Genomic DNA, 17,846 nt, shown 5'->3' on the forward strand with positions numbered 1-17,846 from the left:
AGAAAAAAAAGAATTCCAATTTTTTTGTTCAAATGAATAAAAAAATTGGAATTCTTTTTATTAAAGTTGTTGTAGGAGTTGTTTAGCATTTAACAAGGCAGATTCAGTCACATTATCACTACTTAACATTCTTGCAACTTCATGTATTCGTTCATCTGTTGTTAATTTTTTAACGGCCGTCACTGTTCGTCCTTCTTTTTCATATTTACTAACATGAATATGATGATCGGCAAGTGAAGCAACTTGTGGTAAATGGGTGATACACAGAACTTGCTTTTGATTAGCAATTTCTTTCATTTTTGAGCCGATACTTGATGCCACTTGACCACTGACCCCCGTATCAATTTCATCAAATATAATGGTAGATATGTATTGCCCTCGATTGAGAATCGTTTTTAAAGCTAACATAATACGAGATAATTCACCACCTGAAGCAACTTTATTCAGTGGTTTCATTGGCTCACCTTTATTTGTACTTAATAAAAACTGAATTTCATAAATTCCATGTGTCGAAAAAATAGTATTAATCATATCATCTGTTTTTAAACGTGTAAATTCAATATCAAACTGAGCATTAAATAATTGAAGGTCTTGTAGTTCAGCAATCAGCTGTGTCTTAATTCTATTTGAGATTTCTAAACGTTTTTGATTTAATGCTTCTCCCGCTTCAATTAAGTGATGATACGCTTTTTCTAAAACTTGATACAAGGAATGCTCATAGTGTTCTGAATCTTCTACCTGCGCTAGTTCAGTTACAATTTGATCATAATAAGCCATGATTTCATCAACTTCTAAACGATATTTACGTTTGAGTTGTTGGAGTTCATTGAGGCGCGATTCAATTTCTTCAAGTTCTTCAGGATAGTAATTCAATTCATCTAATTTAGATGAGATTAAATTAACAAACTCCTCTAACCCATAATAAATATCACCCATTTGCGTCACAGCAGAAGAAAGACTTTCATCAATATTAGCTAAGGTTTGCGTCGCATTATATGCTTGATATAGTCGTTCTACTGCCCCACCGTCGCAATTTAAACCATGTAAAATCTGACCGTATGTTTTGTGAAGCTTATCTGAATTCAATATGAGGTGACGACGCTCTTCTAACTCTTCAAGCTCACCTTTTTTTAAGTTAGCCTTCTCAATTTCATTCTTTTGAAACAGAATTAAATCCAGTCGTTTTTGAATTTCTTCAGCGTTCTTTTTAAAATTAATGTAAGCCTGTTTAGCTTGATTATATTCTTTAAGTGCTTGTTGATAAACGTCGTTCGTTACACTAACTTGCTCCGTTAAATCAAAATTATCAATTAATTGATAGTTATACTCGTTATGGAATAACCGATGCGTATCATGCTGTACATGAATATCAACTAAAAATTGTCCAATTTCCTTTAATTGATTCGCCGATAATAATTCACCATTAACACGAATCTGACCATTTCCAACTCGTTTAATCGTTCGTTTAACTAATAATTGTTCTTCAACTGGAATATTTTGTTCTAAAAGATAAGCTTTTAATGGCTTATTTTGTTCAATTTCAAAAATACCTTCAATTACTGCCATCTCTTCATGATGACGAATAAGATCAGTTGACGCACGATCGCCGATTAATAAAGAAATAGCATCAATAATAATTGATTTCCCTGCACCTGTTTCACCCGTTAAAACAGTCATATTTTTATTTAAATCTAATTGTAAAGATTCGATAATCGCCATGTTCTGAATTGACAAATGCGATAACATATTAACCACCTACTATAACTGACTATGTGCATCGCTTACGATTTGAATAATATCTTTTTCGTAAACGTTTGTTCGCATATTTTCATTATAGCCTATATGTACTAAAAATTCAATATTTCCTTCTCCCCCTTTAATGGGCGAGTAAGTTAATCCAAGCACACTTAAATCAAGGGCTGTAATAAATTCAAGAATGTCTTGAATAACTTTAATATGTACCTTAGCATCACGAACGATTCCTTTTTTACCAACTTGATCTTTTCCGGCTTCAAATTGAGGTTTAATTAATGCAACAATCTCACCCTCTTTAGCCAGTAATTGCTTTAAGACAGGGAGAATGATTTTTAACGAAATAAATGAAACATCGATACATGCAAACTGAGGAGCTCCAAACTTTAAGTCTTCAGGTGTCATATATCGGAAGTTCGTACGCTCCATGCAAATAACACGCTCATCCTGACGCATCTTCCAATCTAATTGATTGTATCCTACATCAACAGCATACGATAACTTAGCTCCATTTTGCAGGGCACAGTCCGTAAATCCACCTGTTGACGCCCCAATATCGATAATCGTTTTATCGGTTAAATCAATATTAAACGTTTTAATCGCTTTTTCAAGTTTAAATCCTCCGCGGCTAACATATGGACATACATTTCCTTTAACCGTAATTTTTGCTTCTACAGGCACTTTTTCTCCTGGTTTATCGACGCGTTCTTGATCGACTAAAACAAGACCCGCCATAATTGCACGCTTTGCATTTTCACGTGAATTAAAATATCCTAATTGTGTTAATAACACATCAATACGTTCTTTTTTCATGTTTTTTGACACCGACCTACTTTTTAATTACTTGATTAATTTCTGCTTTAATATCATCTAATGAAAGATGGAGTTCTGCCAGCACCTCTGGGACACTACCATGTTGAACATAAACATCTGGAACTCCTAATCGTTTCACCTTAACTGTTTGGTTTGTTTCATTATAATACTCTAAAATGGCTGTTCCTAGTCCACCAATCATCGCTGACTCTTCATAAACAATGAGCGGAACCTCAAGTTTTGCTAACTCATCTAAAAGACGAGTATCTAGTGGCTTAATGAAGCGGGTATTAATCACTCCAACGTTAATTCCTTCGGCTTCACTTAAATCTTCCGCTAATTGAACTAAATCATCAAGAATCGGTCCCATCGAAAGAAGATAAGCATCTGCTCCTGATTTAAGCGTCGTCCAAGAACCAACAGGTACTGATTGCCACGACTCATAATGTGGTACCACATTGAAAACATCACCACGCGGATAACGAATCGCAACTGGTCCATTAATTTCATATGCCGTATACAATAAATCATACGCTTCTTTCGCATCTTTCGGCATCATGATTGTCATATTGGGAATGGGGCGTAACATTGGAATATCATATAGCCCTTGGTGAGTTTCTCCATCAGCCCCTACAATTCCTGCACGATCCACGCCAAATACAACATTTAAATTTTGTCTTGCAACATCATGGTGAACTTGGTCAAACGCACGCTTAAAAAACGTTGAGTAAATGGAAACAAATGGCTTCATTCCTTGAGTTGCCATTCCACCAGCCATTGTTACCGCATGTTCTTCTGCAATCCCTACATCTATTAATCGATCAGGGTAAAGCATTTGATAATCATTTAATGCTGAGCCATTAATCATAGCAGGTGTAATCACTGAAACGCGTGAGTCATGTTTAGTTAACTCAATTAATCCGTTACACATTAATTTACTCCAAGAAACACAATTTTCTTTTTTATGAACTGAAACTTCACCCGTTTCTTTATTAAACTTCCCAACACCATGCCACGTTCCAACTTTATCTGCTTCTGCAAACGAATAACCTTTTCCCTTTTTCGTTTTCACATGAACAATGACTGGCTTGTCTGCTTTTTTAGCAAAGTTTAAATTTTTAATTAAATCATCTAGATTATGTCCATCTACGGGTCCAAAATACTTGAATCCCATCGCATCAAATGGTGTCTCACCGATAACAAAACGTTTTAAACTTCCTTTCGCACGATACATCACACGATTTAATAATTGCGTATTTTTCAATAACTTTTTCAGACGACGTTTCGTATTTAAGTACGATTCATTCGTACGAATACTTCCAAAAATATTATGAAGCGCCCCTACATTTGGTGAAATGGCCATTTCATTATCATTAATGATGACAATTAAACGTTTATTCGTATGACCGATATGGTTTAATGCCTCATAAGCCATCCCACCTGTTAAGGATCCATCACCAATCACTGCCACTACGTGATAATTTTCATCATTTAAATCTCTAGCATAAGCCATCCCGACTGCTGCTGAAATCGAAGTTGAAGCATGTCCTGTTTCCCAGCAATCATGCTCTGATTCTTTGCGCTTGGGAAAACCAGATAATCCCTTATATTGTCTTAACGTTGAAAATTGATTTGCTCTTCCCGTTAACATTTTATGAATATATACTTGATGTCCAACATCCCAAATGAATTTATCTTCTGGCGAATTAAACACTTTATGCATCGCCACTGTCAACTCTACTACCCCAAGATTTGATGATACATGACCACCTGTTTTTGATAAAGAATCAATCAAAAATGTTCTAATATCCTGACATAACACTTGCATTTCTTTAGTTGACAAATTCTTGATGAATGAAGGATTTGTAATCTTCTCGATGTCATACATCTTAATCACTCCAACCTTGTTTCACATATTTATTATCTGTCATTTTAGATAAAAATTCTATTTTTCTATCTCTTTTTATCATACCATATTTCGACCTTAATTCCTATAAACTACCTCTTCTTTTCCTCGGTAGATCATTGACTTTAAACATAATAAAAGGCGATTATATAAAAATCGCCCCCTAATTTATGCTTGACGTTCTTTGACGTAATCGGTGATCGCCGCTAATAATGAAGTCTCATATGGTAACTCCTCTAATATCGCTAGAGCTGCTTCAATTTCTTCATTGAGCATCACTTTAGCTTCATCTAATGAAGTTAATGAAACATAGGTACTTTTCCCATTTTCCATATCGCTTCCAACATCTTTCCCAATTAAATCACCTTTACCTTCCACATCCAAGATATCATCTTTAATTTGAAAGGCTAATCCAACATGCCCCGCAAATTGACGCAGCAATTGAATCGTCTCTTCAGATGCCTGTGCAATAACAGCTGCGGCAACAATTGAAAACTCGATTAAACGTCCCGTTTTATTGACATGAATCTGCTTTAACTGTTCAAGTGTAATTGGCTTCGTCTCTGCTTCCATATCTAACATTTGTCCAGCTACCATTCCCATAGGCCCAGCTGCCATTGATAACATTGAAACAAGCTCTAAACGTTGTTGTAACGATAAACCTTCATCACTACAAATCACCTTAAACGCATGCGTAAGCAAACTATCTCCAGCTAAAATCGCAGTTGCTTCACCAAACACTTTATGATTAGTTGGTTTTCCACGTCTTAAATCATCATCATCCATAGCAGGTAAGTCATCATGAATAAGTGAATACGTATGAATCATTTCAAGAGCAGAAGCGGTTTGATAACCACAGGTTGCCTCTAATCCTAATGTATCTAAAACAGCAAATAACAAAATTGGTCTTAATCGTTTTCCACCCACAGAAAGCGAATAAAGCATCGATTCTTTTAACTGGTTTGGAATGGCTTCACCTTCAATTAAACTCATCATGTACGCATCGAATGGTGTTTTATGTTTTGCAATATACTGTGCTAACATCTATTATTCCCCCGATACCTCAAAATCAGTCATCGAACCAGTTGGATCCACGAGCTTAGCAACCTCTGATTCAATCTGTTGTAATTTTTGATGGCACTCATTTGAAAGCAACATTCCTTGCTTATATAACTCAATTGAGCGCTCTAATGGTAAGTTTCCTGCTTCTAATTGACGCACGACTTGTTCTAATTGCTGTAATGCTTCATCAAAATTCATTTTTGATTCACTCATTCAAAATCACCCCTTTAATTGCTTTCACTTGGTTGAATTTCTTTGATCGATGCTTTCACGGTTCCATCATCTAAGGCAACTGAAATGATCTGACCTACCCTCATAGATTGAACCGTTGTAATCATCTCTTCATTTTCATCAGTAATCACTGAATATCCTTTTTTCAAAATGGATAATGGATTTAACATCTCAAGTTTCGTTAATAGCACGTGATAGTTTTGCTTATGCTCTGATAGGTGCTCACTCATCAATGCTTTTAACTGTTGAGTTAAAAAGGCGACGTGTTGTTTAGAACTGTCAACCTTGACCATTGGATTAAATTGAATTAATCGATGATAATCCGTTGCAAACTGAGCTTTCCGTTTAGTTAACTGATCTTGTAAAACAAATTGTAACTTATCATTCAATTGATTCACATGCATTAATCGTTGCTCAAATAAAGCATGTGGATTTTTCATAATATAATGATTACTTAGCTGTGCTAATTGATTCTTCTTTTGTTCAAATTGAACATTGAAATTATGATTGAGTCGAACATTTAGTTGATTAAAATGCTTTAACACATCTGGTAAATTGGGAACGGCCATCTCTGCCGCTCCTGTTGGAGTCGGTGCACGATGATCTGCCACAAAATCAGCAATGGTAAAATCTGTTTCATGACCTACGGCTGAAATAATTGGAATTTTTGATTCAAAGATTGCACGAGCTACACCCTCTTTATTAAACGCCCATAAATCCTCAATTGAACCTCCTCCACGACCAACAATTAACGTATCCACCAACTTCATTTCATTCGCTTGTTTAATACATGATACAATCGAAGCTTCTGCCTGTTCACCTTGAACAAGTGCTGGGTACACATAAACTTTGACCAGTGGGAAACGACGTTTAATCGTGGAAAGAATATCACGAATCGCAGCACCTGTGGGTGAAGTAATCACCCCAACCGCCTGAGGGGAAGTTGGGATAGGTTGCTTGAATCTTGCATCAAATAATCCCTCGGCCCCTAAACGCTCTTTCATTTGCGTAAAAGCAACATAAAGATTTCCAACTCCGTCTTCCGTCATTTCTTTAACATACATTGAATAAGAACCGCCCGCTTCATAAACGGTAATATGGCCTTTGACAACCACTTGCATTCCCTCGGTCGGCACAAAAGTTAAATGTGAAGCCGCACTGGCAAACATCACCGCATTAATTTGTGCCTCATCATCTTTTAATGTGAAGTAAAGATGTCCACGTGAATGTCGTTTGACGTTTGATAATTCTCCCTTTAGAAGGAGGTGTTGTAAATTTTTATCATAATCGAATTTTAACTTAATATATTTCGTTAACGCCTTAACGGTTAAGGGTTGTCTCTCCTCCATCGGTTTCACATCCTACTATGCAAAGTGCTTACTAATTTGGTCTAATACTTTATTATTAAAGCTACGTGCTTTTCCATCTCCAGTATCTGAGAATTCTTTTGTTAATTCTACCGCTTCATCGATGATAATTTTATGAGGTGTCTCTTGACAGAATTTCATCTCATATGTTGCTAAGCGTAAAATGGCTTTATCAACTTTATTTAAACGTGAAAAACTCCATCCTTTTAAGTTTTCATCAATGATTTGATCTAAATCTTCTTTATGAGTTAAAACACCGTTTACTAATTCAAAATAGAACTCATCTAATGTAAATTGACGTTCGACTTCAAGAATTTGATGTGGTGTTACTTCTTCAGCCATTAATTCCATAGCTTCTTCTTTTAAACCTTCAACCATCCATTCAACGTTTTCGATGGCTTCTTCTTTGGTCATCTGCCCTACTTCCATTTGGTATAATGTTTGTACTGCAAATTGACGTAATACATGACGAATCACAAAAATCCCTCTTTCTATTCAAATCTTCTAAGTTGCTACAACTATATTGTATACTATTTTTAAAGGTTTCAACTATATATGTTATCATATTTATCAAGAATTTGCCGAAAAAAATAAAAATAAACCACTTTTAGTGGTTTATTTTTTTAATCAAAATCAATCGATACGACATGAACGTAAATTTCAGACGTTTTGACAGATGTCATATGATAAATCATTTGATGAATGTTTTTTTGGATTTTCTCAGCGACTTCATTAATGGCATAACCCACTTTAATACTCACATATACATCAATAACTAATCCATTTTCATCAAATTCAACTTCAACACCATTACGGTGTTTTTTACTATTAAAAGTATCGGCAATTGATTGTGAGATACTTTCAAACATCTTTGAAACCCCTTCAATTTCTGCTGTGGCGTTATGGGCAATCACTTCAAAAACTTGTGAATGAATTTCAATATTCCCAATTTCTTGGTTTGCTTCTTCAATACGATAATATTTTGACACAGCCATCAATATTCTCCTCCAATCATATGCAACTACTATAATAATACTATAGTTTGAACCGTTGTGCAAATACTATCCCATCCATTAAACAAAAACTGTAAAAAATGAATGATTTTGTTTTTTGTCACCTTTTCTCACCTTTCTCATACGATATAGGGACTAGCATTCAAAAGTTAGCCCCGGCTAAGATTTATCAATGGTTGATAGAGAGCCAGAACCCTCTAAATTCCCTTCAGTTCTCCCCTGCTTTTGACGAATCTGCCCATTTTTATAAAATGACACGAAACGATGTGCAAACATACGTTTTATATCATATTTTATACAAGTCAATGAAATAAAAGATCCAAGAGTCAATGAAGAATCACCTTCTCATTCGATTATCTTCTCTTTTATTCTAAAAGTTAGCCATAGCTAAAATATTAATTGGAGTGATGATAATGAAAAAATTAAACGAAGTTGAATGCCAAACGACAGTTAAAGTTACAAAACTCACAGCAACAGGCTTATTACGTGAACGTTTATTAGCATTAGGAATTACGACTGGTGCTTTAATCGATGTCATTAAAAAAGGACCTAAAAACAACCTTACCGTCTATAACATTCGCGGAGCGATGATTGCACTACGAGAAGAGGAAGGAAGTTTAATTATGGTTAAACCCATTCATGATTAATAAGGAGGAATGACTCAATGGGATTGACGTATAGTTCAACTAAAAGGAAGGCTTTACAAGATTTATTTAATATTGATAGACGAGACGACCAATTCGTGATCGCCTTAGCTGGGAATCCGAATACCGGAAAGAGTACAGTCTTTAATACGTTAACAGGACTACATCAACATACCGGAAACTGGCCAGGAAAAACGGTGACCAATGCTCGCGGAGAGTTTAAAACAGCCACCCACGATTATGTCTTAGTGGATCTCCCTGGAACCTATTCTTTATTTGCGACCTCAGAAGAAGAAATCGTGGCTCGTGATTTCATTTGCTTTGGAAAACCCAACCTCGTCGTTGTGGTCACAGACGCCACTGCCTTAGAGCGTAATCTTCATCTGGCCTTTCAAATTATGGAATTAACTGATCGTGTGATTTTATGTGTTAACTTAATCGATGAGGCAAAGAAAAAAGGAATTGTCGTGAATAAAGCGGAAATTGAAGCAGACTTAGGCATTCCAGTTGTTTTAACCTCGGCTCGAAACGGAGTCGGAATCAATGACCTAAAAGCTGCCATCGATCAAGTCATTGATGAAAACTATGACTTTCATCAACAACCTCTGCTTTATAATCAGGAAACTGAAGCTTATGTGAACGAACTGATGCCGCTTCTTGACAAGCAATTCCCCAATCTTAATCCACGCTGGTTAGCCCTTCGTCTCATGGATGGTAATGAGAGCATCTACCAATCTATGAATCAATATTTAAGCCCTGTACAATCTCAATCCCTAACTGAAATTGCTACTCACATCCCATTGCCTCTTAATAAGGAACAAATTCGTGATCACTTAACTGAAGTTAGTTATGCTAAAGCTGAACAAATCAAAAACGATTATGTTTATACACTTGATCAAAAGCAACTCGCACGCGAACGCGATTTAAAAATTGACCGTGTCATCACTTCAAGATGGTTCGGAATCCCACTAATGCTTCTTCTTTTATTGGTAATTTTTTGGTTGACCATCGTAGGTGCGAATGGTCCATCCCAACTACTAGCTAACTTTTTCTCTTGGGTAGAAGGTTATATTGATCAATTCCTAGATTGGATTCACACACCTACTTGGCTTCATAACATGCTTTTATCCGGTGTTTATCAAACCTTAGCAAATGTCGTCTCTGTCATGTTACCACCAATGGCTATTTTCTTCCCACTCTTCACTTTACTCGAAGATTTAGGCTACCTTCCTCGCGTCGCCTTTAATCTCGATCACTTATTTAAAAAAGCCTGTGCTCATGGGAAACAATGCTTAACCATGTGTATGGGATTTGGATGTAATGCAGCAGGAATTATTGGATGTCGGATTATCGAATCCCCTCGAGAAAAATTGATTGCCATTTTAACCAATAACTTTGTCATTTGCAATGGACGATTTCCCACTATTATCGCGATTGCAAGTGTCTTACTACTCACCTTAAACTTAAACACTTTTCAAAACAGTTTAATGAGCGCACTTGTCGTAAGCTTAATTATTATTTTAGGTGTCATCATTACGCTACTTGTTTCTTATGGGTTATCTAAAACCATTTTAAAAGGAGTTCCCTCATCCTTTACCCTTGAGCTTCCTCCATATCGTACCCCACAAGTAGGACGCATCCTTTATACATCGATTATTGACCGTACCCTCTTCGTGTTAGGACGTGCCATCATGATTGCGGTTCCTGCAGGAATTATCATTTGGTGCATGGCCAATCTCTATATTGGTGACTTAAGCATTTTAACTTATATCGCCAATTTCTTAAATCCGTTTGCCCAATTCATCGGACTAGATGGTTTCATTTTAATGGCTTTTATTCTTGGATTACCTGCTAATGAAATCGTTATCCCTATTCTGTTAATGGCGTATCTATCAAGTGGTTCCATGGTGGAATTTGATAGTATCACGACTTTAAGTCAAATCTTAAAAGATAACGGATGGACATTATTAACTGGACTTAATGTCATGCTGTTTACCTTATGTCATTGGCCTTGTTCGACCACATTAATGACGATCAAAAAAGAAACTGGAAGCTATAAATGGGCAGCCCTCGCGTTTATCATTCCAACTTTAATTGGGATTGCCCTCTGCTTTGTTACCACTGTGATTTTCCATTTATTTGGATGGGCCTAAATGAAACCGAGTCGTTAACCTGACTAATCGCATTTAATTAAGCAAGAGCGACTCTTTTTTATTAAGTCACTTCCTCGTTCATTTTATTAATGGTCTTAAAAACAGAGAGAACAAGAACAATGTCCATGGATAACTAGCCATTACGAAAATAGATAAATACATTTGAAGCGTTTTAATATCGGAGCAAAAGAAAAAGGGTTGTCACACCGCTAACGAAATCAGTTTAGTTAGCAATTTGACAACCACTTAATTTTATTTTTGAGTAGATTCATGACGCTCTTTTAAGTATAGGGCAATAGCGTCTTCATCATGATGACGAATAACATTAGTTGCCACTGCCTTAATTTCATCTACTGCATTTGCTGGAGCGTATGCTTCATCTGCTAGTTCAAACATCGGTAAATCGTTTAAATTATCTCCGAATCCAATAATTTTTTCAAATTCAACATATTTTGCTAATGCTTTAATCCCATTTGCTTTTGAGGCATTAGCACTATATAATTCCATGTATCCAAATCCTTCTTCACGAGTCGGATAATAAGTCGCATTAATTCCTTCAACTTTTTGAACTTGACGATAAGCTTCTTCAATTAACTCTAACTTATCAAAGACAAGTATATTTACAATTTGGTGAGTCGCCACAACAGATTCAAACTCATCAACAGAGGTAAACGTCTTTAGAGTTTTATCTTTACGTTGCTCATAAAAATTTGTTGAAACCGGATTATTAATTTGACGATAAAAGACTGATAATTGATCATCTTTAATGCCGTAAACCATTGGCTCTAATCCTAATTGATCAAAAATTTCTAACGTTTGCTGCGCCGCTACTTTTGAAATATCAACAATCTCAAGATATTTTCTATTTTTTAAATCGTAAATTCCTACTCCATTCATAATGGCGATAGGCATTTGAATATTTAATCCTTCTAATAATTCAATAACTGTAGCATGTGTACGAGCAGTTGCTACTGTAAACTTTACCCCTTTTTCAATTAACTCATTAATAATCGTGCGACTATTTTCAGAGACTTCACTTGCTTTATTTAATAAGGTACCATCTAAATCAGAAACGAATAGTTCCATATCCTCACCCTTCCTTCATGTTGTTATCTATCATTATACTAAAAAAAGACACAAAACGCTATGAGAAAATCATTCGCGCTTTGTGTCACTAACCTTAAAGATTTAGTAAGTTTTTTTGTTTTTATTTGGATGTTCTTGAGTCGCTAATTTATTGGTTGACGCCCACTCATTACTAAATTCAGTTTTTTCTACATGATCACTGCTATTTCCAATTGCTGCTTGACCACACCATTGATTATTTGTTTCTGTTTTTGCTGCTTTTGCTTTAGATTTACAACTCATAATCGTAACCTCACTTTCTTGTCGAAAAACGACACTATTAGTATGAGAAAATGACTTAGAATCATTCGTGTCAGAACAACCCTATAAAGCTTATTTTTTCCTATTAATCAATCACAAATAAAAAAATCATGACATTTGTCATGATTTTTTTATTTCAACATTTTAGGATTTGGATTGCTTAAACTAGCATTCTTTGTTGTTTGAATTGTTTCTGCAATTGTTTGAAGTAGCAAAATCAGTCGCAAACTCTACATTAGCATTTGTGTTTGCATTAGATTTGTTACGGTTAGATTTTGCATTTACATTTGCATTTGTATTTGCATTATAGTTTGCTTGATTTTTATTGTTGCTGTTATTATTATTTTTCATTTTGAATTCCTCACTTTCTTTATTGTTGTCTTAAACAACAGTAATAGTATGAGTCCAAAATTCGAAATCATTCTTCTTTTTCAACAGTTCAACGAGATATTTTATAGAATAATTGGATTATTTTTTTATAAAGAATTAGGCATAATAACCATGAATTTTAATATAACTATGAACACCATCTTTTTGTGATAACGGAAAATCTTTTAAATCATAAGAATGTTGACAGACTAAATAGTCAACAATATTCCCGTATCGATCTAATACTTTTGAAGTCACAATCATCGTGTGTGTTAAAACACCATTCACCCGTTTTTGGACTAAATCCCCAAGTTCAAGTTCATCATATTCACAAAATGAGGCATAAATCCCATAATTTTTTGTCCCTTCTTTATTATTATTTAATAAATAGGTCTCAAATGGTTGAGCTGCCGTCCAAGAGGGTGTCCGTGAGTAATCACTGTACCAATACCATTTCGTTGTCACATCTCGCCCTGATTCATCAAATGGGATATCTCCTGCATGCAAACACTGAGAAATATAATTCGTACAATCACCCCCATATTTTTCATAATCATGATACACAGGATTTCGCCCTAACGCCCATGCTCTAGCATAATCAATAGCTTTCTGACGCTCATAACGTTTAAGTTGCACCACTATCACTCCTTTCTATATAACCTTATTCTAGCATGATCTATTTAAGACAAAAAAACGACTCAATGAGTCGTTTTTTTTGAATTTATTTAACTTTAGCCGCTTTTCGGTACGCCTTTGCTTCAGCTTCATTTGCCCAAACAAAGTGACCAGCTGTAATTTCTGTCCATTTTGGTTTATCTACACTATAATCGTGTTCTTCACCTGTATAAACAATCAATTTTTTATTTTTCTCAAGACGTGGATCCGGAATTGGAATAGCAGATAATAAAGATTTAGTATATGGATGGAATGGATTTAAAAATAATTCCTCTGCCTCTGCTAATTCCACAATACGTCCTTTATGAATAACCGCAATACGATCTGAAATAAAGCGAACGACTGATAAATCATGAGCAATGAATAGGTAAGTAAGCCCACGTTCAGCTTGCAATTTTTTTAGTAAGTTTAACACTTGGGCACGAATTGAAACATCCAGTGCCGAAATCGGCTCATCTGCAATGATAAATTCTGGCTCCATGACCATGGCACGGGCCATCCCAATTCGTTGACGTTGTCCACCTGAAAATTCATGAGGATAACGTGTGACGTGCTCTGGTAATAATCCAACTGACGTTAAGGCATTAACCACTTTTTGTTTACGATCTGCCTCATCTTTATATAAATTGAAATTAATTAATCCTTCAGAAACGATATAATCAATCGTTGCACGTTCATTTAATGAAGCAGCAGGATCTTGAAAAACCATTTGGATATTTTTAACGATATATTTATTCATATCGCGTGTAATTTTTCCATTAATTTTTTTACCCTTAAATAAAATATCACCTTTAGATGTTTCATTAATACGGATAATGGCACGTCCAATTGTCGTTTTTCCCGATCCTGATTCTCCGACGAGTGAAAACGTTTCTCCTTTATAAATATCAAAATTCACATCTGAAACAGCTACGAAATCTTTAAATTTAATTTCAAGATCACGAACTGAGACTAACACTTCACGCTCTTGTGCCATTAGTTCGCACCTCCTTGTACTGACCCATAAATTGAAACAAGTTTTTCATGTAAATTTTGAAGAGGTTCTGGCATCTCTATTTTTGGAGCACGCGGATCACGTAGCCAAGTTTTTGCAAAATGAGTCGGTGAAATCTCAAAAAATGGGGGTTCTTCTTCAAAATCAATGCGCATCGCATATTGATTACGAGGGGCAAAGGCATCTCCGATAATCTCATTGTATAAAGATGGCGGTGTTCCATCAATTGAAAATAACTCACTCCCTTTTTTCCCTAACTGAGGAAGTGATGAAAGAAGGGCCCAAGTATAAGGGTGAGCGGGTTCATAGAAAATTTCTTCTACTTCACCATACTCAATAATTTGCCCAGAATACATCACCACGACACGATCGGCAACATTTGCTACCACCCCTAAGTCATGCGTGATATAGATGGTTGTAAATCCATACTCTTTTTGTAAATCTTTAATTAACTGTAAAATTTGTGCTTGAATGGTGACATCAAGCGCCGTCGTTGGTTCATCACAAATTAAAATTTTCGGACGACAAGCTAAAGCAATGGCGATGACAATCCGTTGGCGCATCCCTCCTGAATATTGATGTGGATAATCTCCAAAACGCTTCTCAGGATCGTTTATTCCAACACGTTTCATTAAATCAATGGCTTGTGCTTTCGCTTCTTTTTTAGATACTTTTTGATGCTTAATAATAACCTCAGCAATTTGTGATCCAATCGTACGAACTGGGTTTAATGACGTCATCGGATCTTGAAAAACTGTTGCAATCTTTGCTCCACGAATCCCTTCCCATTCTTTATTTTTCGTCTTTTTACTTAAGTCTTCACCCTCAAACAGGATTTCTCCTCCACTGATGATTCCATTTGACTCTAGCATTCCGGTAAATGATTTAATGAGAACTGATTTCCCTGATCCTGATTCACCGACAATCGCTAACGTTTCTCCTTGATATAAATCTAATGAAATTCGACGAATCGCATTTAAATAATGATTACGTACTCTAAATTTTATTTCTAAATCCCTGACTGTTAAGACAGCTTCTTTTGTACTCATACTATCACTCCCTTTCCTACATATGAGTTCTTGGATCTGATGCATCTGCTAATGCTTGACCAATCACATATAACGAAACCGTTACAACGGCTAATGTTAAAACTGGAGCCCAGAATAAATGAGGATATCCATTAAAATAATTTGAATATTGATTGATCATACGTCCTAGTGATGGAATTGAAACGTTTAACCCAATTCCTAAGAATGATAAAGTCACTTCTGTTGAAATGGCAGCTGGAATTTCAAGTGAAACACTGGTCATCACGACTGAAAGTAAATAAGGTAAAATATTTCGAGTGACTAAGCGAAGCGTTGGTGTTCCTAAGCACTTTGAAGCTAAGTTATATTCACGATCGCGAATAATCATTACTTGTGTTCGAATAAAATAGGCAGTTCCCAGCCATCCCGTTAAACACATCGCTAAAACTAATTGCCAAAATCCACGTCCAAATGCATAAAGTAATACGGTAACAATTAAAATATAAGGCACACTGGAAATGATGTTATAAATTTCAAGCATGACTTTATCGATTGCTTTTGAGAACCCCCAAATCGCTCCAACTAAGACACCAATAAAGGTATTCACCCCTGTGACAATAAATCCAACTAGTAAAGATGTTCTTGTTCCAGCCCAAACGACGTCCCAAACTGAACTTCCGACCCCATCCGTTCCATAAGGATACTGGAATGATATTCCTAAAAATCGCATTTCGGGATTATTAATATTCGGTGAAATCATTGGATCATAACCCGATAAAGCTGGTTGAATAAGAGCAATCAAACTCAATAAAACAATTACAATTAATAAAAATACAGTTAATTTTTTTCCAAAAAACTGCCTTGAAACTGAGCGCCAATAAGAATATGAAGGCGCTGCAATATGTTCAGATGCACTCGCATCATGGGTAACAAATTCAAATCTTGAATCACTCATTATCGGCTTCCTCCTTTTTCATCTAGACTAATACGTGGATCAACTAATGTTAATAACCAGTCACCTAGGAAAGTTGATAAGATACTTAATGAAGTAAAGATAAACGTTAATCCAATGACCATTGAGTTATTATAAATCGAGATAGAATCAGGTAAGATTTTCCCCATCCCCGGAATACTGTAGACACCTTCTGTAATTAACGCTCCTGAAATACACAAAATAACCGCAGCTGGAAGTCCATGAGCAATTGGACCAATGGCATTTCTAAAGATATGTTTATAGAAAATTTCATTTTCAGATAATCCTTTAGCACGAGCAAATTTCACATAATCCATCGTACTTTGATCAATCATATAGCGACGCATCCACATCATACGACCGGCTACTGACCCTAACGTTAATGAAATAATTGGTAAAATATACGATTTTGGATGACTTGCTCCCAGCATAGGAAACATTGATGGTAACCCAAAATATTTTCCTCCAATAAATCGAACTAAGACAATATAAGCAAGCCCTGGAATAGCATTCATGAATACAATATACCATTGACCAAGCTTATCGCCCCATTTACCTTTATGATTCGCCATTTGAATTCCAAGTGGTAAACCGATGACATAAGTTAAAAGTAATGAAATAATTCCCATCGTAAATGAAATTTGCATCATAGATGGATCACTTTTTAATGTTTCACAATCTGCATAGTGATCGGTAAAGTTTTTCTGATCCATATTATCTAAGGTTTCCTTATACTTACAGGTGTAAAAATTTGTTGAAGATTCTTTAACCTGACCATTTGGCATCATGACCTCTTTTTTGACTTTTTCTCCTTGTGAACTTGTCACAACCTCCAATACGCCTTGTCCACTATAGGTTGGATACGAAGTCCCTAAGTTAATACTAATCCAGTTTTGATGAATAAATGGAAAGTTCCCATCAAAATAAACGAGATATTTATTTTCACATCCTGTACACATTAAGGCAGGACGCCCATTAAAGTCTTGGCCAACATAAACTTTACGTTCTAATTCTGTATTCTCTGTTTGAACCTTTCCTGGATAGTCAATTTCAATTAAATTTGCCCACCAATTTAATGCCCGTCTTAAGATCGGAACTTCTTCGACTGCATACGCTTGTTTTGAGACTTCAAAGAAGTCAACGTCCCAACCTTCTTTTTCTTTCAACGCAACATAATCTGCTGTTTCAGACGATTCAGGTAAGATACAGTTTGAATATTGTTCATTAGCTGATCCATATAATTGTTTACAGTAATCTTGAATCGTATCATAATTTAAGTACCCAAGTTTTTCCCATTGAACATATTTATAGTTAGCATAATCGTCTGGTCTTTTTTGAATCTTTTCAATATTTGTATCCGAAAAGAACACACGATCACGAGGGATAACTGAGTAAATTAAAGTAAAAACAATCGTTAAAACCATGAAAATTGAGAATAACGATCTTAGAAATCTTTTAAACATATAACGCTTCATTGGCT

Annotated in this window: 18 protein-coding genes; 2 read left to right on the forward strand and 16 right to left on the reverse strand. The window is 35.6% G+C overall.

All coding sequences use genetic code 11. The annotated features are described in order from the left end of the window. Window positions 1–60 precede the first annotated feature (60 nt). The 8 genes from recN to NEH74_RS01040 all read right to left on the reverse strand — a co-directional run bounded on the left by recN (window position 61) and on the right by NEH74_RS01040 (window position 8,126). Window positions 61–1,746 carry a DNA repair protein RecN gene (recN, locus tag NEH74_RS01005; RefSeq protein WP_055305571.1) on the reverse strand — a complete coding sequence of 562 codons (1,686 nt, stop codon included), beginning with the start codon at window positions 1,744–1,746 and terminating at the stop codon, window positions 61–63. Between the two features lie 12 nt (window positions 1,747–1,758). Beyond that, window positions 1,759–2,565, reverse strand: coding sequence for a TlyA family RNA methyltransferase (locus NEH74_RS01010; RefSeq protein WP_055305572.1), 807 nt, complete (start codon window positions 2,563–2,565; stop codon window positions 1,759–1,761). 16 nt (window positions 2,566–2,581) lie between these two features. Further along, a complete protein-coding gene (gene dxs / locus NEH74_RS01015) occupies window positions 2,582–4,453 on the reverse strand; it encodes a 1-deoxy-D-xylulose-5-phosphate synthase (protein ID WP_055305573.1) in 1,872 nt (623 codons plus the stop codon). A 186-nt stretch (window positions 4,454–4,639) separates the two neighbouring features. After that, window positions 4,640–5,515, reverse strand: coding sequence for a polyprenyl synthetase family protein (locus NEH74_RS01020; protein WP_055243448.1), 876 nt, complete (start codon window positions 5,513–5,515; stop codon window positions 4,640–4,642). 3 nt (window positions 5,516–5,518) lie between these two features. Further along, the gene (xseB, locus tag NEH74_RS01025) at window positions 5,519–5,746 is read right to left on the reverse strand and encodes an exodeoxyribonuclease VII small subunit (protein ID WP_055275441.1); all 228 of its coding nucleotides are present in this window, start codon (window positions 5,744–5,746) and stop codon (window positions 5,519–5,521) included. Window positions 5,747–5,760: 14 nt separating this feature from the next. Further along, window positions 5,761–7,113, reverse strand: coding sequence for an exodeoxyribonuclease VII large subunit (xseA, locus tag NEH74_RS01030; protein ID WP_055305574.1), 1,353 nt, complete (start codon window positions 7,111–7,113; stop codon window positions 5,761–5,763). A 15-nt stretch (window positions 7,114–7,128) separates the two neighbouring features. Beyond that, on the reverse strand, window positions 7,129–7,608 hold the full coding sequence (gene nusB, locus NEH74_RS01035) for a transcription antitermination factor NusB (RefSeq protein ID WP_055243445.1): 480 nt from the start codon (window positions 7,606–7,608) through the stop codon (window positions 7,129–7,131). Between the two features lie 146 nt (window positions 7,609–7,754). Continuing rightward, a complete protein-coding gene (locus tag NEH74_RS01040; RefSeq protein WP_055243444.1) occupies window positions 7,755–8,126 on the reverse strand; it encodes an Asp23/Gls24 family envelope stress response protein in 372 nt (123 codons plus the stop codon). Window positions 8,127–8,557: 431 nt separating this feature from the next. Between NEH74_RS01040 and NEH74_RS01045 the strand changes: the two genes are divergently transcribed. Further along, the gene (locus NEH74_RS01045) at window positions 8,558–8,791 is read left to right on the forward strand and encodes a ferrous iron transport protein A (RefSeq protein WP_055243443.1); all 234 of its coding nucleotides are present in this window, start codon (window positions 8,558–8,560) and stop codon (window positions 8,789–8,791) included. A gap of 17 nt (window positions 8,792–8,808) precedes the next feature. Further along, window positions 8,809–10,941, forward strand: a complete 2,133-nt coding sequence (gene feoB, locus NEH74_RS01050) for a ferrous iron transport protein B (RefSeq protein WP_262940948.1) — start codon at window positions 8,809–8,811, stop codon at window positions 10,939–10,941. A gap of 252 nt (window positions 10,942–11,193) precedes the next feature. On the opposite strand, the gene NEH74_RS01055 is transcribed toward feoB, so the two are convergent. The 8 genes from NEH74_RS01055 to NEH74_RS01090 all read right to left on the reverse strand — a co-directional run bounded on the left by NEH74_RS01055 (window position 11,194) and on the right by NEH74_RS01090 (window position 17,841). Continuing rightward, a complete protein-coding gene (locus tag NEH74_RS01055) occupies window positions 11,194–12,027 on the reverse strand; it encodes a Cof-type HAD-IIB family hydrolase (RefSeq protein ID WP_055243441.1) in 834 nt (277 codons plus the stop codon). Window positions 12,028–12,129: 102 nt separating this feature from the next. After that, complete coding sequence (locus tag NEH74_RS01060; protein WP_055243440.1) at window positions 12,130–12,309, reverse strand: hypothetical protein; 180 nt, start codon at window positions 12,307–12,309, stop codon at window positions 12,130–12,132. Window positions 12,310–12,492: 183 nt separating this feature from the next. Further along, window positions 12,493–12,678, reverse strand: a complete 186-nt coding sequence (locus NEH74_RS01065; RefSeq protein WP_055305575.1) for a hypothetical protein — start codon at window positions 12,676–12,678, stop codon at window positions 12,493–12,495. A 135-nt stretch (window positions 12,679–12,813) separates the two neighbouring features. Next, complete coding sequence (locus NEH74_RS01070; protein WP_055245327.1) at window positions 12,814–13,332, reverse strand: amidase domain-containing protein; 519 nt, start codon at window positions 13,330–13,332, stop codon at window positions 12,814–12,816. Window positions 13,333–13,417: 85 nt separating this feature from the next. Then, window positions 13,418–14,347, reverse strand: coding sequence for an ATP-binding cassette domain-containing protein (locus tag NEH74_RS01075; RefSeq protein WP_055244523.1), 930 nt, complete (start codon window positions 14,345–14,347; stop codon window positions 13,418–13,420). Further along, on the reverse strand, window positions 14,347–15,414 hold the full coding sequence (locus NEH74_RS01080; protein WP_055244522.1) for an ABC transporter ATP-binding protein: 1,068 nt from the start codon (window positions 15,412–15,414) through the stop codon (window positions 14,347–14,349). Before NEH74_RS01080 ends, NEH74_RS01075 begins: the two co-directional genes overlap by 1 nt. 16 nt (window positions 15,415–15,430) lie before the next feature. Continuing rightward, window positions 15,431–16,348, reverse strand: a complete 918-nt coding sequence (locus tag NEH74_RS01085; protein ID WP_055244520.1) for an ABC transporter permease — start codon at window positions 16,346–16,348, stop codon at window positions 15,431–15,433. Then, the gene (locus tag NEH74_RS01090; RefSeq protein WP_055305576.1) at window positions 16,348–17,841 is read right to left on the reverse strand and encodes an ABC transporter permease; all 1,494 of its coding nucleotides are present in this window, start codon (window positions 17,839–17,841) and stop codon (window positions 16,348–16,350) included. The genes NEH74_RS01085 and NEH74_RS01090 overlap by 1 nt, the downstream gene beginning before the upstream one ends. Between the last annotated feature and the right edge of the window lie 5 nt (window positions 17,842–17,846).

This window comes from Turicibacter sp. GALT-G1 (assembly GCF_025594995.1).
Classification (GTDB): Bacteria; Bacillota_I; Bacilli_A; order MOL361; family Turicibacteraceae; genus Turicibacter; species Turicibacter bilis.